The 21,584-nt window shown below is 38.1% G+C and carries 25 protein-coding genes and 1 other RNA gene; 14 read left to right on the forward strand and 12 right to left on the reverse strand.

Annotated elements, in window-relative coordinates; all coding sequences use genetic code 11:
* Positions 1-2 precede the first annotated feature (2 nt).
* The 8 genes from ACA100_RS01570 (at position 3) to ACA100_RS01605 (ending at position 7,960) form a co-directional block, all read left to right on the forward strand.
* A complete protein-coding gene (locus ACA100_RS01570; protein ID WP_481078269.1) occupies positions 3-479 on the forward strand; it encodes a Slp family lipoprotein in 477 nt (158 codons plus the stop codon).
* A gap of 6 nt (positions 480-485) precedes the next feature.
* Positions 486-1,583 (forward strand): glycosyltransferase, encoded by a 1,098-nt coding sequence (locus ACA100_RS01575; protein ID WP_481078270.1) that lies wholly within the window; start codon positions 486-488, stop codon positions 1,581-1,583.
* Positions 1,584-1,669: 86 nt separating this feature from the next.
* Positions 1,670-2,947, forward strand: a complete 1,278-nt coding sequence (hemA, locus tag ACA100_RS01580) for a glutamyl-tRNA reductase (protein WP_481078271.1) — start codon at positions 1,670-1,672, stop codon at positions 2,945-2,947.
* Between the two features lie 26 nt (positions 2,948-2,973).
* A complete protein-coding gene (locus ACA100_RS01585; protein WP_481078272.1) occupies positions 2,974-3,528 on the forward strand; it encodes a hypoxanthine-guanine phosphoribosyltransferase in 555 nt (184 codons plus the stop codon).
* Positions 3,529-3,548: 20 nt separating this feature from the next.
* Entirely contained in the window at positions 3,549-4,802 is a 1,254-nt protein-coding gene (gene tolB / locus ACA100_RS01590; protein WP_481078273.1) for a Tol-Pal system beta propeller repeat protein TolB, read from the forward strand.
* Positions 4,803-4,842: 40 nt separating this feature from the next.
* A complete protein-coding gene (gene pal / locus ACA100_RS01595) occupies positions 4,843-5,343 on the forward strand; it encodes a peptidoglycan-associated lipoprotein Pal (protein ID WP_481078274.1) in 501 nt (166 codons plus the stop codon).
* Positions 5,344-5,442: 99 nt separating this feature from the next.
* Entirely contained in the window at positions 5,443-7,194 is a 1,752-nt protein-coding gene (gene msbA / locus ACA100_RS01600; RefSeq protein WP_481078275.1) for a lipid A export permease/ATP-binding protein MsbA, read from the forward strand.
* Positions 7,195-7,441: 247 nt separating this feature from the next.
* Complete coding sequence (locus tag ACA100_RS01605) at positions 7,442-7,960, forward strand: OmpA family protein (RefSeq protein WP_481078276.1); 519 nt, start codon at positions 7,442-7,444, stop codon at positions 7,958-7,960.
* A gap of 67 nt (positions 7,961-8,027) precedes the next feature.
* On the opposite strand, the gene ACA100_RS01610 is transcribed toward ACA100_RS01605, so the two are convergent.
* The 10 genes from ACA100_RS01610 to rpiA form a co-directional block, all read right to left on the reverse strand.
* Positions 8,028-8,588 (reverse strand): 5-formyltetrahydrofolate cyclo-ligase, encoded by a 561-nt coding sequence (locus ACA100_RS01610; RefSeq protein ID WP_481078277.1) that lies wholly within the window; start codon positions 8,586-8,588, stop codon positions 8,028-8,030.
* A 10-nt stretch (positions 8,589-8,598) separates the two neighbouring features.
* Positions 8,599-8,783, reverse strand: a non-coding RNA gene (ssrS, locus tag ACA100_RS01615) — 6S RNA.
* A gap of 55 nt (positions 8,784-8,838) precedes the next feature.
* Positions 8,839-9,525 carry a phosphoribosyltransferase family protein gene (locus ACA100_RS01620; RefSeq protein WP_481078278.1) on the reverse strand — a complete coding sequence of 229 codons (687 nt, stop codon included), beginning with the start codon at positions 9,523-9,525 and terminating at the stop codon, positions 8,839-8,841.
* Positions 9,525-10,475, reverse strand: coding sequence for a tetratricopeptide repeat protein (locus ACA100_RS01625; RefSeq protein WP_481078279.1), 951 nt, complete (start codon positions 10,473-10,475; stop codon positions 9,525-9,527). Before ACA100_RS01625 ends, ACA100_RS01620 begins: the two co-directional genes overlap by 1 nt.
* A 35-nt stretch (positions 10,476-10,510) precedes the next feature.
* Positions 10,511-11,356, reverse strand: coding sequence for an endonuclease/exonuclease/phosphatase family protein (locus tag ACA100_RS01630; RefSeq protein WP_481078280.1), 846 nt, complete (start codon positions 11,354-11,356; stop codon positions 10,511-10,513).
* A complete protein-coding gene (gene sbcB, locus ACA100_RS01635) occupies positions 11,353-12,765 on the reverse strand; it encodes an exodeoxyribonuclease I (protein WP_481078281.1) in 1,413 nt (470 codons plus the stop codon). The genes ACA100_RS01630 and sbcB overlap by 4 nt, the downstream gene beginning before the upstream one ends.
* Before the next feature lie 2 nt (positions 12,766-12,767).
* Positions 12,768-13,490 carry an LPS export ABC transporter ATP-binding protein gene (lptB, locus tag ACA100_RS01640; RefSeq protein WP_481078282.1) on the reverse strand — a complete coding sequence of 241 codons (723 nt, stop codon included), beginning with the start codon at positions 13,488-13,490 and terminating at the stop codon, positions 12,768-12,770.
* A gap of 2 nt (positions 13,491-13,492) precedes the next feature.
* A complete protein-coding gene (gene lptA, locus ACA100_RS01645; protein WP_481078283.1) occupies positions 13,493-13,996 on the reverse strand; it encodes a lipopolysaccharide transport periplasmic protein LptA in 504 nt (167 codons plus the stop codon).
* Positions 13,965-14,552: an LPS export ABC transporter periplasmic protein LptC gene (lptC, locus tag ACA100_RS01650; protein WP_481078284.1), complete on the reverse strand. Its 588-nt coding sequence runs from the start codon at positions 14,550-14,552 to the stop codon at positions 13,965-13,967. The genes lptA and lptC overlap by 32 nt, the downstream gene beginning before the upstream one ends.
* 2 nt (positions 14,553-14,554) lie before the next feature.
* Positions 14,555-15,214: a ribose-5-phosphate isomerase RpiA gene (rpiA, locus tag ACA100_RS01655; RefSeq protein ID WP_481078285.1), complete on the reverse strand. Its 660-nt coding sequence runs from the start codon at positions 15,212-15,214 to the stop codon at positions 14,555-14,557.
* A 155-nt stretch (positions 15,215-15,369) separates the two neighbouring features.
* Between rpiA and ACA100_RS01660 the strand changes: the two genes are divergently transcribed.
* The 6 genes from ACA100_RS01660 to ACA100_RS01685 are packed head-to-tail and all read left to right on the forward strand — an operon-like array spanning position 15,370 to position 19,038.
* Entirely contained in the window at positions 15,370-15,855 is a 486-nt protein-coding gene (locus ACA100_RS01660; protein WP_481078286.1) for an FKBP-type peptidyl-prolyl cis-trans isomerase, read from the forward strand.
* Positions 15,856-15,880: 25 nt separating this feature from the next.
* Complete coding sequence (minC, locus tag ACA100_RS01665; protein WP_481078287.1) at positions 15,881-16,621, forward strand: septum site-determining protein MinC; 741 nt, start codon at positions 15,881-15,883, stop codon at positions 16,619-16,621.
* Between the two features lie 22 nt (positions 16,622-16,643).
* Entirely contained in the window at positions 16,644-17,453 is an 810-nt protein-coding gene (minD, locus tag ACA100_RS01670; protein WP_481078288.1) for a septum site-determining protein MinD, read from the forward strand.
* A gap of 2 nt (positions 17,454-17,455) precedes the next feature.
* Positions 17,456-17,785 (forward strand): cell division topological specificity factor MinE, encoded by a 330-nt coding sequence (gene minE, locus ACA100_RS01675; RefSeq protein ID WP_481078289.1) that lies wholly within the window; start codon positions 17,456-17,458, stop codon positions 17,783-17,785.
* Complete coding sequence (locus ACA100_RS01680) at positions 17,772-18,140, forward strand: RNA-binding S4 domain-containing protein (protein WP_481078290.1); 369 nt, start codon at positions 17,772-17,774, stop codon at positions 18,138-18,140. Before minE ends, ACA100_RS01680 begins: the two co-directional genes overlap by 14 nt.
* Positions 18,133-19,038 carry a tyrosine recombinase XerC gene (locus ACA100_RS01685; protein WP_481078291.1) on the forward strand — a complete coding sequence of 302 codons (906 nt, stop codon included), beginning with the start codon at positions 18,133-18,135 and terminating at the stop codon, positions 19,036-19,038. The genes ACA100_RS01680 and ACA100_RS01685 overlap by 8 nt, the downstream gene beginning before the upstream one ends.
* 132 nt (positions 19,039-19,170) lie before the next feature.
* Here ACA100_RS01685 and ACA100_RS01690 read toward each other — a convergent pair whose 3' ends face one another.
* A complete protein-coding gene (locus tag ACA100_RS01690; RefSeq protein WP_481078292.1) occupies positions 19,171-19,746 on the reverse strand; it encodes a peroxiredoxin in 576 nt (191 codons plus the stop codon).
* A gap of 163 nt (positions 19,747-19,909) precedes the next feature.
* Positions 19,910-21,526: a DUF2813 domain-containing protein gene (locus ACA100_RS01695; RefSeq protein ID WP_481078293.1), complete on the reverse strand. Its 1,617-nt coding sequence runs from the start codon at positions 21,524-21,526 to the stop codon at positions 19,910-19,912.
* Positions 21,527-21,584: the final 58 nt, after the last annotated feature.

The raw sequence follows: 21,584 nt of genomic DNA on the forward strand, positions 1-21,584 counted from the left end.
TCATGCTAAAACTATTAAAAATATTGCCTTTAACATTATTATTAACCGCTTGCGCATCTACATTCGGTGATCAAGCTAGAACTGCTTTGGATTATGAAACAGCAGCTCAATCATCTTCCGCGGCTATCGGAAAAACGATTGTCATTGGCGGACCAATCTTGTCCTACAATCACACCGCAAACTCAACGCAAATTGAAATTGCTAATGCACCATTGAATGATCAAGATGCACCATCTGCTCAAGGCAATATGAACAAAAGAGCCATCATTAATATCCCAGAATATATTCCAGCTGAACAACTACAAAACGTAAGAATATCTGCGATTGGACAAATCACAGATATGGCAGAAATGACGCGCTATGGCAGCAGTACGGTCATTATGGTTTCTGCACATCAATACAGAATTTGGCGAACTGCAAAACCTATGTTTGATCCCAACAATAAAGAACGCTATGGCTATACATATAAGTTTGAATAATTTGCGATGAAAATCTTACAAATTCTCCCCGCACTTGATCAAGGTGGCGTTGAATATCACGTTTTAGACAATGCACAGCATATTGCTCAATATGCTGACTCTTATGTCATATCTTCTGGTGGAAGATTAGTTGAATCATTGCTAGCCAATGGATCTCAACATTTTGAACTACCCATTAAAAAGAAAAATCTCCGTTCATTAATGCAAATACGCAAGCTCAGAAAACTCATTGAGCAGATTCATCCTGACATCATCCATGTTCATTCCCGCTTACAAGCTTGGCTTGTTACTTTTGCACTCAAAAAATTATCGTACAAACCCAAAGTCGTCACAACTGTGCATGGCTTTAACTCAATTAATCGATACAGCCAACAAATGTTACATGCGGATCAAGTCATTGCTGTATCAGAATCTTTGAAAGATTATCTATCACAAGCTTATCCACAAGAGTCTGTGGATAAAGTGTTAGTCCTTTCACAAGGCGTAGATTCGCACAAATTTAATCTTAATCACCCCGTTAATGATGCCATTCGCCAACAAATGATTGAATTAGGCATTGATTTTGAACGAGATAACATCTTATTACTCCCAGGAAGAATTACGCGTATTAAAGGTATTTCATTACTTATTGATTTAATGAAACAGCTCAAAGATGAAAATCATGCCAATATTAAATCTGTAATCGTGGGCGGATATGACAAGCGCAATGAAGAGTTTTATCACTCTATGAAGGCTCGTATTGCAGAGATTGGACTAGAATCACAAATCCTATGGTTTGGCACTTGTGATGATATGACATCAATTTATCAATTAGCAGACTTAACACTGTCCATCACTTCAAAACCAGAATCATACGGCAGAACAGTTGTAGAATCTCTCGCATGCGGAACGCCTGTGATCGGATTTAATTATGGCGGCGTTGGTGAAAATCTTCAGATGTTTTATCCCAATGGTTTAATTCCTCCCAATGATTTATCAGCATTACACTCAGCAGTTTTACAAGAGTTATCACTGCCAAAAGCGGAAAAACAGATTCAACCAATCAGCGATACCATTGAGCAGAGTCAAACAAAACTCAAATCACTTTATGAATCCCTTAAATGATATTGTGCTTTTAGATGTAGAAGTGCGTAAAATTTGCTAATATATCCCACTTTTATGAATCCCTTCTTTCTATTATTTAACCACCAATGACAGTAATAGCTATCGGCATTAACCACAAAGCAGCTTCCGTTGAAATTCGTGAGCAAGCTTCCGTATTGCCTGAAAAAGTCCCAGCATTCTTACAAACACTCAAAAACAATGAGTGGACGAACGGTGCTGTCATTCTTTCAACATGCAACAGAACAGAATTTTATCTAGAAGGATTGAACATCCCTTTAGAAGAGTTTTTCGCACTGTGGGCGGATCATGCTCGAATCTCTTTGGATGATATCCAACAGTATCACTATTGTTACCAAAACAATGAAGCCATCGCGCATTTATTACGTGTAACAGCAGGACTTGATTCGCTGATTTTGGGCGAACCTCAAATCATGGGGCAACTGCGCACAGCTTTTGATTTATCTCATCAAGCCAATGCATTGTGCAAAACTCTACATAGACTTTTCCAACTCGCATTTCAGACTGCTAAACGCATTCGCACAGAGACAAACATCGGTGCTTATACCATTTCAGTGGCATATACTGCCGTACAATTAGCCAAGCAAGTATTCGACATCTCTGAGCAAAATGCACTATTGGTTGGTGCAGGTGAAACAATCGAATTAGTGGCAGAGCATTTAATCGAAGCTAATGTCAAATCCATTGCCATTGCCAATAGAACACAAAGCCGCGCACATGAGATGAGCGGAAGATTGGCATTGCCTGCCTCTGTTCACGAGCTTACGGAAATCCCTGAGCTTTTAGAAAAAGCAGACATTGTTATCTCTTCAACAGGCGCACCTTTCTCATTAATCAATAAAGAGATGGCAGCCAACGCATTAAAAGCACGTCGCAATAAACCTATTTTAATGGTAGACATTGCAGTGCCACGAGACATCGATGCCAATGTCAATGAATTAGATGATATTTATCTCTACAGCGTCGATGATTTAAATAATATCGTTGAAAAAAATTATCAATCCAGAGAAGCTGCTGCTAAAGAAGCAGAAGTTTATGTTCAGCAAAGTGTTTCAGAATGGGAAGATTGGCTACAGCTTGCTGATCTCTCTGTACATTTACAGTCCGTCTTCCATTATGTTGATGAGCAAAAAGAGACAACCCTGCGCAAAGCTCGCCAATTGATCCATCATCAAGATCAATATGAAATTGATGAAATTGTTGATCAAGTGGTCAGCCAAATGGGTAATCGCGTCTTACATCCGTTAATCTCTCTTTTAAAAGAGCTAGAACACGAAGGTAATAGCGATATGGTGAATAGAATTCTTGCTCAATACACTTCTAATAAGAAACACACATCTCATTAAGTTTTAATCGTCCAAAAGGTAATATCATGTCAAATCCCGACAATAAGGCTCAACAAATCTTGGCCAATTCTGAAGAAATCATTCCTGCAACAGCGGTCGAGAATGCATTAAATGAAATGGCTGTTGTCATTAAAAATGCCTTGTCAGATTTAGACCCTGTCGTTTTAGTGGTGATGAATGGCGCTTTAATTCCTGGCGGCCTTTTACTCTCTCGTTTAAACTTCCCTTTCAGAATTGGGTATCTTCACGCAACTCGTTATCGTGGTGAAACAACTGGCGGTGAATTACACTGGGTAGCACAGCCAAGCATTCCTGTAGAAGGCAGACCAGTTCTTTTGGTAGATGATATTTTCGATGAAGGTACAACACTAGAAGCAATCACAAAAGCTTTAGTAGGTATGGGCGCAACAAAAGTTTATACAGCAACACTATTTAATAAAGTCCATGATCGCAAACCTAAAGATTTTAGGGTAGATTATATTGGTCTAGATGTTCCTGATCGCTATGTCTTTGGTTGCGGTATGGATTGTAATGAATACTGGCGCAACCTAGATAGTATCTGGGCACTTAAAGAAGCTTAATTCATCTCAAGAGGTGTACAATGAAAAAACATGTTGCAAAATTGATGTATTGGATACTAATTTCTATCGTTTCTTTAGTAACTTTCAGCCATGCACAATTAAAAATACAAGTGACAAAAGCCGCTAATAATGCAATTCCAATTGCACTATTTTCTGCCGATCCACAAGGCAATTATGTTGAACAAGTTGTAGGCGCTGATTTAGCTCGCTCTGGTCGATTTATTTCACTACCAGCAAAAAGTTCACCAGAACCTAATGCTGGTCCTGCGAGCATTAATAGCGATGCATGGATGCAACGCGGCATACAATACGGCGTATTTTTGACGGTAAGAGGCAATCAAATCTCTGTAGATTTGATGAACACTTTCTCTAAAACATCCATGTTGCAACGTGTGTACACTGTCAATGGTGGCAATGAGCGTCAGTGGCGCAAAACAGCCCACCAAATTGCAGATTCCATTTATGAAAAGATCTTAGGTGTGACGGGCTCATTTGACACTAAAGTTGCGTATGTTGCAAAAAATGGCCGTCAATATCAGCTGATCATCTCTGATGCTGATGGATTCTATCCGAGCACTGTATTTAACTCATCCGAACCAATCTTATCACCAGCTTGGTCACCTAATGGTCAAAAAATTGCTTATTCCTCTCTAGAAGGTAAAAAAAGCAAGATCGTTGTTCAGGATGTTTATTCAGGTAAACGCCATGTTGCATTAGATTTACCAGGCATCAATGGTGCACCATCATGGTCACCAGATGGTAATCGCTTAGTTTTCACATTATCTAAAGATGGTAATCCTGAAATTTATACATCCGACATCTATGGTAAAAGCTTAACGCGCATCACTAATCATCCAAGCATTGATACAGAACCTGTTTGGGGCAAAGATAACATGATCTATTTCACATCTGATAGAACTGGCAGCCCGCAAGTTTACCGCGTTAATGCCAATGGTGGTACACCTGTTCGTGTTTCAACATCAGGCAGCTACAACGCAAGCCCTTCAATTTCCAACGATGGTCGTTACTTAGCCACAATGAATCGTGGCAGTGGCAATGGCTTTGGCATCGCAATTATCGACTTAAGAACAGGCGCAACAAAACGCTTAACAAATGGCGGTAGAGATGAAGCGCCAAGTTTCTCAAGCAATGGCCATATGATCATTTACTCAAATGGTAATGGTGGATTAAACGCTGTTTCTAATGATGGCAATGTCACACAAAGATTCTCAAGCAATGCCTCTGATGTTAGAGAGCCAGCTTGGTCAAATTAACAAATCAACAGACTGATTAATTTTAAAACTGGGAGAAATTATGAAAAAACGTAGCCTCAAACTTCTTAGCATCGTTTGTCTTTCTGCACTTGTTGCAGCTTGTTCTTCCACGTCTGGATCAGGCGCTGGCGGTTCTGATGCTTACGGTAATGGCTCTGGCTATAACGGCGAGCAAGCAAGTACTTATTACGATTCAATGTATGGCAAACGCGGCACTCAAGATAGAATTTTATATTTTGATTTTGACTCGGATCGCTTACGTCAAGAATCTCATGCTGTTGTTAGCGCACATGCTGCTGAACTTCGCAATAATCCATCGCGCGGTGTAATTCTAGAAGGTCATACAGATGATCGTGGTTCTCGTGAATATAACATCGGTTTAGGTGAAAGACGCGCTAAGTCTGTCTCTAATCTAATGGTTTCAGAAGGTGTTAGCCCTAACCAAATTCGCGTTGTGAGTTATGGTAAAGAGCGCCCTGCTGTTGCTGGGTCTGATGAAGGTTCTCGCGCACAAAATCGTCGCGTAGAAATCATCTACTAATCCCAATAACTCAACCATTACAAAGCGCATAGAGAGATTCTTTCTGTGCGCTTTTGCTATCTATGGCATAATTATTTCTTTTTTGATGTCGAAAAGATCATGAAAACCACTAGCTTACAGCTATATAAACGACTACTCACTTACACAAATCAACGACGAGGAATACTGATATTCGCATTGATTGCAATCGCGATGTCTGGTGTATTTGAAGCCGCTTTATTTGCTTTATTAAAGCCTATTTTAGATAAAGGCTTTTTTGATAAAGACCCAAGCTTTATTCAAATGATGCCCGTAATCTTGATTGGTGTGTTTCTCATTAAAAGTCTATTTGCATTTCTCGGCAACGTGGGAATGCAGTTTGTTGCACAAAAAGTCATTCAAACTCTACGACAGCAAATGTTTGATCGCCTCATTACCTTACCGATCGCTGAATATGACAAAAACAGTTCAGGATCATTACTCTCTAAATTAACCTTCGATGTTAATCAGCTATTAACCATTAGCTCATTTGCACTTGTTACACTCATTAAAGATAGCGCAACTGTCCTTGGCTTACTCTTTGTCATGTTCTATAACAGCTGGAAGATCAGCTTAGTCATGTTCCTAATTGCACCTTTTATTGCCATTATTCTTCGCATAGTTTCTAAGCGTCTCCGTCGTCTATCGCACAAAGCACAAGAAGATATGGGGCATTTAAATCATATTACTGAAGAAACAATCCGTGGTAATAAAGAGATTAAGTTATTCAATGCTTATGATTTCGTTAAAGAACGCTTCCACAAAACGAATAATCAATTACAGCGCGTGAATGTAAAAATAATGGTGGCTTCTGAAGTAGCTAGCCCGTTGGTTCAATTAATGATCGTATTCTGTGTGGCAGGTGTCATCAGCTATGCATCACAACAAGTCAGCGATGATGGCTTAACGCCAGGTGCATTTTTAGCAACATTGGCAGCAATGGTCGGTCTATTGAACCCCATTAAACGCTTAACTCGTTTAAATGAATCCTTACAACGCGGCTTAGCTGGTGCAGAAAGCGTATTTAAACTCATTGACGCGCCTATTGAAAGAGATACCGCAACGCATCACAACCCAGATAAACTACCTCTAAACATTCAGGGTAATATTCAATTCGATCATGTTAGCTTTAAATATGATGATGAATCCCCTAATATCTTCAATCAGCTTTCGATTAACATTAAATCTAAAGAAACGATTGCATTAGTTGGTGCTTCAGGCAGCGGAAAAAGTACATTTGCAAATCTTTTAGCTGGTTTTTATTCACCAACAGATGGCAAAATTATGGTGGATGAATATAATTTGGCAGATTTATCGCTCAAAGATTATCGTCATCACATTAGTTATGTCAGTCAACATGTTGTTTTATTTGCAGACACAATTGCAAATAACATTGCGTTAGGCGATCCAAATCCCGATTGGGATAGAATCGTCAATGCCGCCAAAAATGCTAATGCATGGCAATTCATTGAAAAAATGCCTGATGGCTTAAATACTCAAGTGGGTGAAAATGGCAGCAAGCTTTCTGGCGGCCAAAGACAACGAATAGCGATTGCACGCGCACTCTATAAAAAATCCCCTATTTTAATCTTAGACGAAGCCACAAGCAGCTTGGATACAAAAAGTGAATTCAATATTCAAGAGAGTATAAAAGTCTTAAGTGAAGATACAACCATGATCATAATTGCGCATCGTTTAAGCACAATTGAGCAAGCTGATCGTATTATTGTTTTCGATGCAGGAGCAATTGTTGAAATGGGGACTCACCAAGAGTTGTTGGAAAAAAACAACATTTATGCCAGTCTTTATCGTTTAGGAGAAGAAAACACATAAAGCATATAATCATATGAAATATAAGATATTTACTAGAATTTGAATTTTTCCAAAATGCTGCGCATATCAAATTTTGTATGATTCAGGATAATAAATTTTCATTTTTGACACAAAAATGTATGTTTTTTACTAGAAATGCGGTATCATTCTGCCATCAGTTGTGTTATTCTTGCGCTGAATATATTTACACTTAAATTATTAGGTGTTCATTTTTTATTTAGTTTAGGTCCTTATTTGGAGGTTACATATGAAAAAGCAATTAACTACTTTAGTAATTGCTGGGCTTGTTGCTTCAACATCAGCAATGGCTCAACTTGAAGGTTTAGTTGACAGACAAGGCGAATTCGTAAGAGATCGTCAAGGCGAATGCGTATTAACATTAGATGGTACTGCTGGTTGTGGTACTCGCAGCATGTCTTTAAGTGCTGATGCATTCTTTGATTTCGATAGATCAGTATTGAAAGCAGCTGGTAAAGAAAAATTAAACGAATTAGCAGCTGACATCAAAAACGCTGGCGGTAAAGTTAAATCAATTAACTTAGCTGGTTACACTGATGGTATCGGTTCTCAACAATACAACTTAGGTTTGTCTGAGCGTCGTGCTAAAGCAGTTGAAGCTTACTTAGTTGCTAACGGTGTTAACCCAGCAATCATCACTACTGAAGGTTTTGGTAAAGAAAACCCAATCGCTACAAACGCTACAGCTGAAGGCCGTGCGCAAAACCGTCGCGTAGATGTAACTATCAAAGGTATCGCTACTAAGTAATTTTTTACTTAATAGAAGAATATCTAAAACACCTAATTTAATTAGGTGTTTTTTTATTATCTAAATTTTAATCATCAAACTTAGAAAAATCTAAAATACATGATGGCGAAATAAAATAATCCATGGGGACATCGTGTGATTGTCGCATTAACACTTCATCCACCAACTGAAAATCCCAACCAACACCCACGAATATAGATTGCCCTATTAGATTCTGCAAATATTTATCATAATAACCCTTCCCCATACCAACTCTTGTACCAACATAATCTATTGCTGTTAATGGTATAAAAAATAACTCGGGAACGAATTGAATAGGCTCTGTCGTTGGCTCCAAAATATCATAGCGCCCTCGCTGCCACAATTCTGGATCTTCATAATCTACAAAAATCAACTGATCATCAGCCGTAATTTTAGGTAATGCCAGCTTTTTCAGATTAACATTGTGAGCAAGACTATTGATAGAAATTTCATTCCCAATAGCAGAATAGATAGCCATAGAAACATATGATTGAGCAAAGTTTTGAATTTTGACATCAAATAACGGCTGATAATGATCAATATACGATTGATCTAATGATCTGCGTTTTGACAGCATTTGTCGACGAATGGAAGATTGCATTGTCATAGAAGTTAGAGTGGACCCCGAAGTACCGTTAGGTATACCTTACCCTTGAACCGAATGGTTCAAATGGATATAAGTTTAAGCACCTTAGGCTTCCGAAACAAGTCGGCATGCTCACTGGTACCTAGTAATATATCTTACGATATACTTAGGATCAAGGGGACTTAGGCATATTAAACACGAGTCCTTCAGTAATCCACCCATGGAAGAAGTATAACATTTTTTAGATAAAGCTAATAGTCTTGGTGATTTTTTATGCTTTAGCTAAAACCAGAACTGTAATCTCTGTTACACCAGCATTTATCAATGCATCCATAGCGAACTGCAATGTCTTTCCTGTTGTTAAGACATCATCTATCAATAAAACATGACCTGTAATTTGACTGCACTCAAAAGCACCATGAAGATTAGTTGCTCGCTCATACTTAGATAAGTTACTCTGAGGAATTGAAAATGCTCGTTTATGCAAAATATCATGCCGAATGGGCTTATCAATTATAGATTGCAAGTTCTGTGCAATCTCCAACATATGATTAAATCCTCTTCCTGCCAATCTCACACGATCTACAGGCATTGGCACAATATAATCAACGCTCGATAATGCATCTGAACATTCATCCAATACAGGATGCATCAATGTTTTAATCACACGAACCATATGCATTTTATGATTAAATTTCAATTGAATGATCGCTTCTCGCATTGCATTCTGATAATGATAACCAATGATATAATGACGCATCACATTGAGATGATCATTCAAATCACACGATGGACATAATGACCCAACCGAAACCTCTCCACCACATTGATGACAATAATTAAACACTCTAATTGAATCACTCGAACAACCACAGCACAACACACCTTGATCTAAAATAGGCACTTTGCAAACAAAACACTGTTTCGGATATAAAGCCTGAAATAGATGCGACAACATTAAAGATCTTTAACTTGCGAGTAATTAGGGATTTTTAAACGAGTATTTGAATCCTTCAAGCGCAATGGCAGATCTGCCTCAAAAACATCAGGATTCATGGACTGAATCGCACGCACGACATCATTAATATGCACACTATAACTATCAGCCAAACTCTGAAATAATGGCAACAAGGATGCATCAACCTCCATGGATTCTACAATGGGTACGGCACGCTCTCCCAGCATTCGACGCGGCCTTAAAATATCATCACTACTATATCTAGCAGAACTTAACAAAGGACGATATACCGCTGATCTGTATGAACTCATCATTAAAGGATAGGTCGTAAATAACGCACGATAACTAGGCGCGACATATTGATTAGCATTTTCCTCGGTAATTTTTTGCAGATCTTCATCTTTAATAATAGTGATCTCGCCATCTGCTGAAATCCGCTCAATTCTGTCAATGATTTTAGGTAACGGTGTTTCTCGAGATGCAATGCGAACATTATTCGGTAGCAACCAGCCTACTGAATATTCATGTTGAGCAAAATCTTCCAAAACCATTTGCGCACGCTCCGAACCTTTCGTTAACTCCTTTGGAGAAATCTTGGTTGCTAAAACATCACGATAAGCCACTAAATCGCTTGCACCATGTCGTGCCGCAATCACTGCCCAAGCATATGATTCCGCCATATCTTTATGTGTGCCTATTCCTAATCGCGCCAATGTTGAATAATTGAATGCAGCATCTATATGCCCAGCTTTTGCAGCTTGTAAATATAAATCTGCTGACTTGACATAATTTCTTGGAACACCAGTGCCCGTTTGATACATTGTTGCCAAATTATTCATGGCATCCACATGGCCAAGCTCTTCGAGCTCAGTGAATAAACGATAAGCCTCAGCATAATTTTGACGATCATAAGCATCGATTGCATCACTAAAATTGTCAGCAAAGCTCATCGAATTCATCAATATTAATAGCGTTAGCGTTATTCTTAACATATACGACAAATCATCATCAAAGGATCGTGGTCACTATAAGCTCGATCGCTACTTTGATCTGTATTGATATGGGCTATCGAGCTCTCTATATTTTCAACGTAATTATTGTACAGAATATAATCCAAAAGAATGGGCTTTTTGTGATATTTATATGTGTAAATTTGATATTTCAATGCATGATGTGCGCTCTCAAAACCTTGAGAAGCCATTGCCTGCACTGTTTTACTGGCAAATGTATCATTCATATCACCCATGATAAACAAAGGATTATCCATTAATCCATTCTCTTGAATATAATCTGCTATCAATTGTGCTTGCTTATTACGCTGCTTCTTCGCTTGTTTTTTCGTTTGATCTTTTGTGCTCATCGACTTCAAATGGCAGTTGATCACATAAAATAGTGCTTCACCATGTTGAAATTGAGCCAACAACGGCATCCTAGACGATACAAATTCACCACTATCATTGCCGCAAAACAACTCTGAATCTGCACCAATTTGCTTCAATTGCTTCAACTCAATTTCTGATCGATAGAAAAAACCACAACGAATGTTAATATTTTCAGCACCACCACTACTTTCAGGCTCTGGCGCAATTTCAGCATATTGGTAATTCTGCTGAAATTCATCTCGCAAAATATCAATGATTTGATCAGCAACCATCGCTCGAACTGTCAATTCACCTGCTTGAGCTAATCCACCCAATTCCTGTACCGCAATCACCATTGGCGACTGCAAATCCGTAACAATAGAATATGCTAAACGCTGAATACGCTCAATATTTGACCACTCACCTAAGTTAGCAGTGTTAATTGTGGCAACAATCAAAGGATCCATCATTCAAAATAGAGCGAATAACACGCTTCCAACAATTGGCTTTTTTCAGGATCATCACGGTATTTATCTACATTCTCTTGATAAATACGTTGTTGCTCTGCCAAACTTGATTCTCGGCGAATATCACAATATTGCGCCCACTCTTGATATTCATCGCTCGATAAACTTTCAGGAAAGTTCTTAGCACGATATAAAAACAACAATGGTGCAATACGAGCATCATTGAATTGATAATGCGCAGACTTTAAATCCTCGGCAGATAAGAATGGAATTTGCTCCATCACTTTTTTATCCTCAGGACCAAAGAAACCATCGTACAACATTGATTCTACGCGTTGTAAAATCGGCTGATCTGAATAAGATGGCGCTGTCGTTGGCTTAAATACTTCCGTTGATTTACGCTCAATTTCAGATAGTTTCCCCATAATGATAGAAACCTTATCTTGTGCAGCTTCAATATCCAAACCATGTAAATTTTCCACATCACGCAACACACCAAAAGGCGCAACGATTGGGCATTTATTCAGATGAATCAATTTTAAAGGTACACGATTGCGCCCTTCTTCTAGATCTTCTGTTGCTGTATACATTGCAGCTTTAATCTCTTCTGCACTGTAATTTAATAGCTCATCCATATCGCCACGAAGATCGATCACAATCACAGCATTCTTATTCCAAGGATGCATTGCAATTGGCATCACCAATGATAAATAGCCATTCACTTCACCAAACATCCCTGAAACATGCACCAAAGGTTTATACATATGTTTTTCAATGATGGGTTGCAAATCTTTCGCACGTCGATTTTGATAGAAATACTCAAAAAATTTAGGCTGTTTTTCTTTAATAAGCTTTAATACAGCAATCGTTGCATAAACATCACTTAATGCATCATGAGCATGTTCATGCTCCAAACCATTAGCTTTCGACAACTCTTCTAATTTTAAACTGGTTTTACCATCAATCTCTGGCCATTGAATCCCTTCAGGACGGAGTGCATAAACGCCACGCACTAAATCCAAAGCATCCCAACGGGAATTACCATTTTTCCAAGTATAAGCATAAGGATCAAAAAAATTACGATAAAAGAGATAGCGCGTCATTTCATCATCAAAACGCACTGAATTAAAGCCCAAAACACAAGTATTCGGCTTCATAAACTCATCATAAATGCGCTTTGCAAACTCATGTTCAGGTAAGCCATGCTCATTACAATAATTGGGCGTAATGCCTGTGATAACAATGGCTTCAGGCGATGGAATATAATCATCGTATTGCTGACAATGGATATTGATTGGCTCATCAATCACATTAAAATCAGCATCTGTACGAATCGCCGCAAATTGAGCAATCCTGTCATTTTTTGGGCTAATCCCAAATGTTTCGTAATCGTAAAATAGAAATTCTGTCATTATTATAGTGAAAAATTATCTCCTAAATATGCTTTACGCACGATAGGATTATTCAAGAGCTCTTCTGTTGTGCCTTCTGCAATCACTTGTCCGCCACTTAAAATGTAAGAGCGCTGACAAATACTTAATGTTTCACGAATATTATGATCCGTAATCAACACACCAATCCCGCGGTTAGACAAATCTAAAATAATCGTTTGAATATCCGCGACTGATAATGGATCAACACCTGCAAAAGGTTCATCCAATAGCAAAAATTTAGGATTCAACGCCAAGCTTCGTGCAATTTCAACGCGGCGACGTTCACCGCCAGACAATGACATTCCTAAAGAATTGGCAATATGAGTGATTTTAAAATCTTCAAGCAACTGATCAGCAAGATCTTCCTGTTGTTTTTTAGTGAGATCTTTGCGTGTTTGACAAATCGCCAAAATATTATCCCGCGATGTCATTTTACGGAAAATCGATGCTTCCTGCGGCAAATAGCCAATGCCACGATGAGCACGTTCATGCATCGGTAATTTAGTAATGTCTTGATCATCTAAAAATATATGACCTTCATCCGCCACAATCAAACCGACTGTCATATAGAAACTCGTTGTTTTACCTGCACCATTTGGCCCAAGCAAACCGACAATTTCACCAGCATTAATATGAAACGATGCACCGCTGACAACTGTACGTTTTTTAAAGCGCTTAACCAGCTCTTTTGCTTTCAATTGCATCGTTATTTCCCTTTTGGTTTAATTTCAAAAAATACACGATCTGATTTATTATTACCGCTCAACGCCTTCACTTTCTTATTCAAAGTATCGTATTCAATGACATTAGCTTCAACAATATCCGTATCTTGTACCAACTTAGCGCGTTTTTTTAAAACTAAAAGATTTTTCTTAGGGAAATACTCTAAAACTTCTCCTTCACCAAAAATCCAAGGCTTATCTTTCTCAGGTAAATACTTTATTTTAATCAAATTGCCTGTCGCGATCACTTTTTCTAGTTCATTATCCACCATAGAAAACTTAGCATGATCAGCTTTGATCTCCAAAGTGCCTTGAACCATGATCACATTGCTATCATAAAACCCTTCATTGATTGCCTGATCATATCCGCCAGTATCTGCTGTAATTTGAATCGGTAAACTACTATCTTCTGGCAATGCATTCGCAACAGAAAATAACGCCATAACAAATAGCGAACTAATGGCTGTTTTCATCTTTGATGGTTTCATAATAACTCTTCACATCCTTTAATAAATTAAACTGACCAATTTTTGGATAACCATCCAAGCCAATACCTTCCAATGTATTATTTGGATAAGTGCGGATTTTTGTCCACACATCATTGGTCACTTTCTCGCCTTTGTCATGCACAAATAATTGTGATGTATTTAAAATCGTCGTTTTTGTATCTTCTTTATCAAACTTGGTTAGCACAACATCATCATTCATTGTAATCAAGGATTGATCCTCATTCACCAATGCAACATTGCTTCTTGCCGTCCAATCACGCTGTCCATCTACGAGAAAATGCGTTAAAAATGGATCTTTCAATGTTGAACCTCGATCATCATCAAAATGTTCCATTTCTGGCCCAATAATCTCATAGATTTTTCGACCATTGGCATCAAAACGCACCAAATCATATCCTTTAATCACAAACAAAGGATAGATAGGTTTTTGCGCTTCTTCTTCGTTATTTTCACGGTAAAGATTCATAGAAATATAAACCAATACACCAATCACAACAATGAAGAATAAATTCTGTAGAAGATGCTTAGAAAACACGTTTATTGTGCCTTTATTGTTTCGATGCCATTATCAGTTGCTAGCACCAATAAATCTGCTGGACGATGTGCAAAAATACCGTTTGTCACAACACCTACGATCTGATTGATATGTGTTTCTAGTGCTAATGGATCTGTAATATTTAAGCCAAATACATCAATGATAGGATTACCATTATCTGTGATCACATTAGGGCGCACACGCGCATCACCTAATTTATTCAATTCGCGCTGAACATGACCAAGCGCCATTGGGATCACTTCTACAGGCAATGGGAATTGTCCTAATGTTTCAACATATTTGGATTGATCTGCAATACAGATAAACTGATCAGCATGTGCCGCAACGATCTTTTCACGCGTTAAAGCCGCACCGCCACCTTTAATCATTTGTAACTGAGCATTAATTTCATCTGCACCATCAATGTACAATGTTAACTTTTCAACATCTGTCAAAGGAACCACTTCAAAACCCAATTGGATCAATTGTTCTGTTGAGCGCTCAGAGCTCGACACAACAACATCGATCAAATGACGAACATCTGGCAATAATGCGATCAAACAATCTACTGTTGATCCTGTGCCAACGCCCAACAATTCACCTTTTTTGATATACGTTAAAGCTTTTTCTGCCGCTAACTGCTTTAAAGTTTTTTGACTCATTTTGTTCCCCTAACTAAAAACTAGGCACATTATAGGTGTTTTTATGCCTAAAAGGGAGTTTATTTATGAGAAAAAGCAAGGATTGCATCTAGTGGTTAACCTGAGTTTCCTGTATAGTGTAAGACTTATGAACCAAAAACTGAAAGGATTTAATAATGAGCATTGCACCTAACAAAGTTGTATCTGTTTTTTACACATTGACAGATGATGCAGGCAACGTTATTGACAGCAATAAAGGTCAAGAGCAACCATTAACTTATATTCAAGGCGTTGGCATGATGATTCCTGGCTTTGAAAAAGCTTTAGAAGGCGCAGCAGCAGGTCAACAAGTTGCTTTCAGCGTAGCTCCAGAAGATGGTTACGGCGTTCGTAGCGAAGAAAACGTATTCACAATCAGCAAAAGCCAACACTTCAAAGATTCAGATGATATCCAAGTTGGCGGCATGATTGCAGCTGAAGAAAACGGTCATCAACGTCATTTCGTAATTTTAAGCGTTGAAGGTGATGAAATTACTTTAGATGCTAACCATTTCTTAGCAGGCAAAACATTGAACTTTGATGTAGAAATTAAAGAAGTTCGTGATGCAACAGCTCAAGAATTAGATCACGGTCACGTTCACGCAGGCGGCCACGATCACTAATAAAAATAATTAGGATTTATTCTTCATGTCTAAACCTTGTTTTCAATTAAAGGGCGGTCTATTCACATTGACCGTCCTTCATTTACAATCCAATGATCTCAAAGAGTTCGAAGAAACTCTCAACATTAAAATTGCTGAGTCTCCAGATTTTTTCCAACAACTCCCTGTGATCGTTGATTTGAGCCAACTACCAGAAGATGCACTTCATTTAGATTTTAATTGGTTAAAAAACCTGTTGATCAATCAAGGCATCATTCCAGTTGCTTTGCACAATATTCCTAAGCATTTGTTGAATAAAGCCCAACAAAGCGATTGGGGAATTTTCCCCAACATTCAACCTCGCTACGATAAGCCAAAAGCAGAAAAAGTTGAAGTTGAACCTAAAAAAGAAACTGTTAAACCCGCAGAAACACCAAACATAGAAACAATACCTGTAAAACTTGTCAAAAGTCACATTCGCTCTGGCCAACAAGTGTATGATCCAGGTGGTGATTTAATCATCATCAACACTGTAAATACTGGTGCAGAAGTTTTAGCAGATGGTAATATTCATATCTATGGTGCATTACGTGGTCGAGCATTAGCTGGTGTAAAAGGTGATACTTCCGCCAGAATTTTTTGTCAATCATTAGAAGCTGAGCTTGTCTCAATTGCAGGAAAATATAAAGTATTAGAATCCATTGCAGATGAGTGGCGCGGCAAAGCAGTACAAATCTATCTTGAAAATGATGATTTAAAGATCGAGCAATTTACCAAAGAATTTTAAACATAAGAACTAGGAGTAAAATGTGGCACGAGTAATAGTTGTAACTTCAGGCAAAGGTGGTGTTGGTAAAACCACAACAAGTGCTAGCATTGCCGCAGGTTTAGCAAAACGTGGCAATAAAACAGCTGTGATCGACTTTGATGTAGGTTTGCGTAACCTAGATCTCATTATGGGTTGTGAGCGTCGTGTGGTTTATGATTTTGTGAATGTCGTCAACAATGAAGCAACACTCCAACAATCTTTGATCAAAGATAAACGTCTAGAAAATCTATTCATTTTACCTGCATCACAAACTCGTGATAAAGATGCGCTTTCTGTGGAAGGTGTAGAAAAAGTGATCAATGATTTAAAAGCTATGGATTTCGAATACATTATCTGTGATTCACCTGCAGGTATTGAAAAAGGTGCTCAATTGGCCATGTACTTTGCAGATGATGCAATTGTCACAACCAATCCAGAAGTATCTTCTGTACGAGATTCAGACAGAATTTTAGGTATCCTTGCGAGTAAAACAGCAAAAGCTGAAAAAGGCGAAGAGATCAAACAACATTTGATTTTAAACCGTTACAGCCCAGAGCGAGCTGCTTCAGGTGACATGTTATCTGTGACTGACGTTTTAGAAATTTTGGGCATTCCATTATTAGGCGTTGTACCAGAATCAGAAGCAGTTCTACAAAGCTCAAATGCTGGTGTTCCTGTAATTTTGGACGAAGAAGCAGATGCAGGCCAAGCATACGAGGATATTATTGCTCGTTTCTTAGGTGAAGATAAACCTCATCGTTTCATTGAAGCAGAGAAAAAAGGCTTCTTCCAGAAACTCTTTGGAGGTTAATCATGTTTAGCGCGCTATTTAAAAGAAGAAAGAAGGCATCAACAGCTTCAATCGCTAAAGAGCGTTTGCAAATCATTGTTGCCCACGAAAGAACTCAAGGCTCTCCTTCTCAGCAACCAGACTTTTTACAAGCACTGCAAAGAGATATCTTGGAAGTTGTGCGTAAATATATGCCAATCGACAGCGACCAAATCAAAGTTGCAATGGATAAAGAAGATGGCTGTGATGTTTTAGAGCTGAATATTGTTCTACTAGAAAATGAACAAGATTCTGAGAATGCAACAGAAGCCACGACCGCATCAACAGTTGAAGCAAATAATGAGACTCGATAAATGGTTATGGGCGGCGAGATTTTTTAAAACTCGCCGTCTGGCTGTCGAAGCCATCGAAAAAAACCAAGTGGAAGTCAATGGCGACAGAGCTAAGCCTGCCCGTACAATTAAAATTGAAGATACGCTAATCATAAAAAAAGCTGGCGAAACTTTTACAATCATTGTGGATGATTTAAGTGAAACCCGCGGTCCTGCTAAAGTTGCTGTTCTGCTCTATCATGAAACTGAAGAGAGCTTAGCAAAGCGCATGGAAGATCGAGAAATGAAAAAACTCGTACATAATCCAAAACCAGATAAAGCACCAGATAAAAAAGATCGACAACGCCTCAGAGATTTGCGTAAAGGTTATGAATAATCTACTGAATCCTATTGATCAATTCTTAGATCAATTTGCGCAGCGCTATCGCCCACGAAGCGTTGAAATTAAGTCATTAACTTTACGACAACTCGCCGAATATCTTGATGATCATGATATTCAATCATGGACTCAATGCGATCAAGCATGTTTACAGAAATATATTATTTATCGCCACAAAAATGGCTTATCACTCACCAGTTTAAAAACTCATTTAGCGAGTATTCGTGTATTTTTTGATTTTTTAGAATCTAAAGAGATCATTGCATCCAATCCTGCGCGTTTAGTGAAAACACCCAAAGTACAGCAAACATTACCTACAGTAATCGCTGTCGATGCAATCCAAGAATTGTTAGATCAAACGCCAGATCCTGATCAACCTCTAGAGATTAGAGACTTAGCCATTTGCGAACTGTTTTATAGTTCTGGCTTACGATTATCAGAGCTCACAGCGCTAGATATTAAACATATCTCTCTCAATGCTAATGAAATTCGCATTATCGACGGCAAAGGCGGAAAAGATCGCATTGTGCCACTGGGCAATAAAGCAAAAGATGCACTACAAAATTGGCTCAATCTTCGTGCACAATGGATACCAAAAACCAATGCTCTTTTCATCACACAGCAAGGCAATCGCCTCACAAGTCGACAAATCAGTAATCGAGTGAAACATATTGCGGATAAACTTGGCAAAGGCTTAAAAGTGAATCCTCATATGTTCCGCCATTCCATGGCAACCCATGTTTTAGAATCTAGCCAAGATATTCGTTCTGTACAGGAATTATTGGGCCATGCTGATATTTCGACAACTCAAGTTTATACACATTTAGATTTTGGACATTTATCCAAAGTATTCGATTCAGCACATCCTCGTGCTAAAAAAAAGCCGAAAAAATAATATTAGATCTAATTTATAACTACCTAGTTCCCTACAGGAACTAGATAAATAACAAATATTTTTAATAAATTTACCAACAATAAAAAAACCACGCTTTCGCGCGGTTCTTGTCATGCTTTTGGAAAACTCAAATTATAGAGTTTCGCCGCCTACTGCACGGTTACATGGGCATAATTCATCAGTTTGTAACGCATCTAGGATACGCAAAACTTCGTTAGGATTACGACCAACATTCAAACCGTTAACAGAAACGTGTTGAATTACGTTATCTGGATCTACGATGAATGTCGCACGCAATGCAACGCCAGCTTCTTGATCACGAACACCCAACATGTCGATCAATTCACCTTTAACATCAGCAAATGAGTAGTGACCCAATTTGTCTAAATCTTTATGATCACGTCTCCAAGCCAATTTACAGAATTCGTTATCTACGCTACCGCCCATTAATACAGCGTCACGATCCGCGAATTCACCAGCTAATTTATCGAATGCTACGATTTCTGTAGGGCAAACGAATGTGAAATCTTTTGGATAGAAATAGATAACTTTCCATTTACCTGGGAAAGATTTTTCATTGATTGTTTCGAACGCAGATACGCCGTCTTCTTCGTGATGATTAAAACCAGGTTTAACACCTACAACTTCAAAAGCGTCTAAACGGTCACCAACAGTTTTTGAGTTACCAAAAGTAAAATCAACATCCATGTTAATACTCCTTTAAGTTAATTGAACGAAAAATAATTGACGTAAACATACTATATATTTAAACCAACATATACAAGGGAATTACCTATTAAAATACTAAACATGAGCCATTTAAGATTTTAATCCATCGCATCATGTTCCGCCGTATTATAGTACAAAATCATCAGTCAGACATCGAACCTTTCGATAAAGCTATAACTTTCTTAAATGTTTTCTGCAATAAATTTGGAATAGATCTTGTACCTCGTACTCTAGCATAATCGCAAACTGCCAATGCTAAATCTGGCTTAGAACTCTTTTGGATCGCTTTTTGAATAATTTCATGCACAGGCACATTCACAAACTCAGAAGAACCATAAGCAATCTCTTTATAAACTGAGCTAAAACCTTTTTGAAATAAGAAATTTTCAATATCTCGCGAAGGCAACTGCGTCATATGTTTATAATATGTCTCTTTATCACGGCAATGGGATCTGACAGTTTTTGCATAATGCCGCCCTGCCGCATCACCATCCGACATTACATACCATTCAATCCCCATTGCTTCGGCGTATTCAATCAATGGCAAAACACCACATTGCGCAAATTCCACTAAAGCAACGCCTTCTGCATTTAAGTTATAACCGCAAATACTCGCCAATTCTCGCAATAACCAGATTTCTGTTTCACCTTCCACTAAAAACCAACAACGTGCAAACATAGCAATTGGTCGACGATAAAAAATATGAAACAAAACCTTTCGATTGGTGCTTGCACCCAACTCTTTCGGCAAAACTTGATTAACAACTATCTGAGAATCAGAACGAGAAATCCGCATCACATTCTCAAGCGACAGCATAGGAATCAGATCACTCGTATTGCTCGTTAAGATTTTTTGTACGGGTAGATTATTCAATAATCGCATCCCAACGGAGGTGATGATTGGATGCGTATTACCACCAAAATTTTTCAAACATAAAATAGGCAATGAATTTTCTGGCAATGCATAACCCATGCGATAAAAAATGATGCTTGAAAAAAATTTCATCATCACATTATGAGCCACTGCATTATCCATCTGATCTAAAAGATCATTGATCTTATCAAGCACCTGCCAATCTTCTAATGTTGGTTTCCTAATGTGTTCTTCATACTGTTTATTATTCACCAGATAATACGTCAGCAATAATGTCGCTGCATATAAGCCTTGCTTCAGCTCCCTTTCTGTTAAATTTTCACTATCTTTAGATAATTGCTTGGCCAACAGATCATAAAATGCCCTAACTTGCGCATCCTCATTTCTAACAATCGGTTCATTCGTGACATTACCACGAAACACAATTAATGGACTTAAATCAATCAAGCGCCGCAAACGAATTGGGAAATTTTCAATTTCAATAATATTGCCATCATCATCAATAAAATGATGCTCTGTTGTAATTTTCCCCTCTTGTCTATTCGCACTCACTTGATAGCAAATCATCTGCTGACGCAATTGATTAGAAAAGTAACTCACTTCTGACAATTCAGGATAATTTTGCAAAGATTCATTCACCAATAATGGATTATCCACATAGGTAAATCTTAAGCGCAAACAATCTTGGCAATCTTCATCATGATAAAAATCATGATCTTGACAACTATACAAAAAATTTTCTTTAGCAATCACAGAAAGTGCTGACAACAAACTGGATGATCCCCAGCTATTTTCCCCAATCAAAACACTGATGTCTTGATTGAAATTAATACTCAAATCTTTGATGCCTTTAAAACCTTGAATTTCGACAGAATGGAGTAACATTTATCTCCTCATTTTTATATTTTTGAACGCATTGCCATAAAGAATATAGGAAACTCAT

It is taken from the genome of Wohlfahrtiimonas sp. XWW7 (genome assembly GCF_056716055.1).

Excerpts from the sequence above, each read along its gene's own strand:
- ACA100_RS01570 (WP_481078269.1), top strand. The coding sequence starts at position 3 with ATGCTAAAACTATTAAAAATATTGCCTTTAACATTATTATTAACCGCT.
- ACA100_RS01575 (WP_481078270.1), top strand. The coding sequence starts at position 486 with ATGAAAATCTTACAAATTCTCCCCGCACTTGATCAAGGTGGCGTTGAA.
- hemA (WP_481078271.1), top strand. The coding sequence starts at position 1,670 with ATGACAGTAATAGCTATCGGCATTAACCACAAAGCAGCTTCCGTTGAA.
- ACA100_RS01585 (WP_481078272.1), top strand. The coding sequence starts at position 2,974 with ATGTCAAATCCCGACAATAAGGCTCAACAAATCTTGGCCAATTCTGAA.
- tolB (WP_481078273.1), top strand. The coding sequence starts at position 3,549 with ATGAAAAAACATGTTGCAAAATTGATGTATTGGATACTAATTTCTATC.
- pal (WP_481078274.1), top strand. The coding sequence starts at position 4,843 with ATGAAAAAACGTAGCCTCAAACTTCTTAGCATCGTTTGTCTTTCTGCA.
- msbA (WP_481078275.1), top strand. The coding sequence starts at position 5,443 with ATGAAAACCACTAGCTTACAGCTATATAAACGACTACTCACTTACACA.
- ACA100_RS01605 (WP_481078276.1), top strand. The coding sequence starts at position 7,442 with ATGAAAAAGCAATTAACTACTTTAGTAATTGCTGGGCTTGTTGCTTCA.
- ACA100_RS01610 (WP_481078277.1), bottom strand. The coding sequence starts at position 8,588 with ATGACAATGCAATCTTCCATTCGTCGACAAATGCTGTCAAAACGCAGA.
- ACA100_RS01620 (WP_481078278.1), bottom strand. The coding sequence starts at position 9,525 with ATGTTGTCGCATCTATTTCAGGCTTTATATCCGAAACAGTGTTTTGTT.
- ACA100_RS01625 (WP_481078279.1), bottom strand. The coding sequence starts at position 10,475 with ATGAGCTTTGCTGACAATTTTAGTGATGCAATCGATGCTTATGATCGT.
- ACA100_RS01630 (WP_481078280.1), bottom strand. The coding sequence starts at position 11,356 with ATGATGGATCCTTTGATTGTTGCCACAATTAACACTGCTAACTTAGGT.
- sbcB (WP_481078281.1), bottom strand. The coding sequence starts at position 12,765 with ATGACAGAATTTCTATTTTACGATTACGAAACATTTGGGATTAGCCCA.
- lptB (WP_481078282.1), bottom strand. The coding sequence starts at position 13,490 with ATGCAATTGAAAGCAAAAGAGCTGGTTAAGCGCTTTAAAAAACGTACA.
- lptA (WP_481078283.1), bottom strand. The coding sequence starts at position 13,996 with ATGAAACCATCAAAGATGAAAACAGCCATTAGTTCGCTATTTGTTATG.
- rpiA (WP_481078285.1), bottom strand. The coding sequence starts at position 15,214 with ATGAGTCAAAAAACTTTAAAGCAGTTAGCGGCAGAAAAAGCTTTAACG.
- ACA100_RS01660 (WP_481078286.1), top strand. The coding sequence starts at position 15,370 with ATGAGCATTGCACCTAACAAAGTTGTATCTGTTTTTTACACATTGACA.
- minC (WP_481078287.1), top strand. The coding sequence starts at position 15,881 with ATGTCTAAACCTTGTTTTCAATTAAAGGGCGGTCTATTCACATTGACC.
- minE (WP_481078289.1), top strand. The coding sequence starts at position 17,456 with ATGTTTAGCGCGCTATTTAAAAGAAGAAAGAAGGCATCAACAGCTTCA.
- ACA100_RS01680 (WP_481078290.1), top strand. The coding sequence starts at position 17,772 with ATGAGACTCGATAAATGGTTATGGGCGGCGAGATTTTTTAAAACTCGC.
- ACA100_RS01685 (WP_481078291.1), top strand. The coding sequence starts at position 18,133 with ATGAATAATCTACTGAATCCTATTGATCAATTCTTAGATCAATTTGCG.
- ACA100_RS01690 (WP_481078292.1), bottom strand. The coding sequence starts at position 19,746 with ATGGATGTTGATTTTACTTTTGGTAACTCAAAAACTGTTGGTGACCGT.
- ACA100_RS01695 (WP_481078293.1), bottom strand. The coding sequence starts at position 21,526 with ATGTTACTCCATTCTGTCGAAATTCAAGGTTTTAAAGGCATCAAAGAT.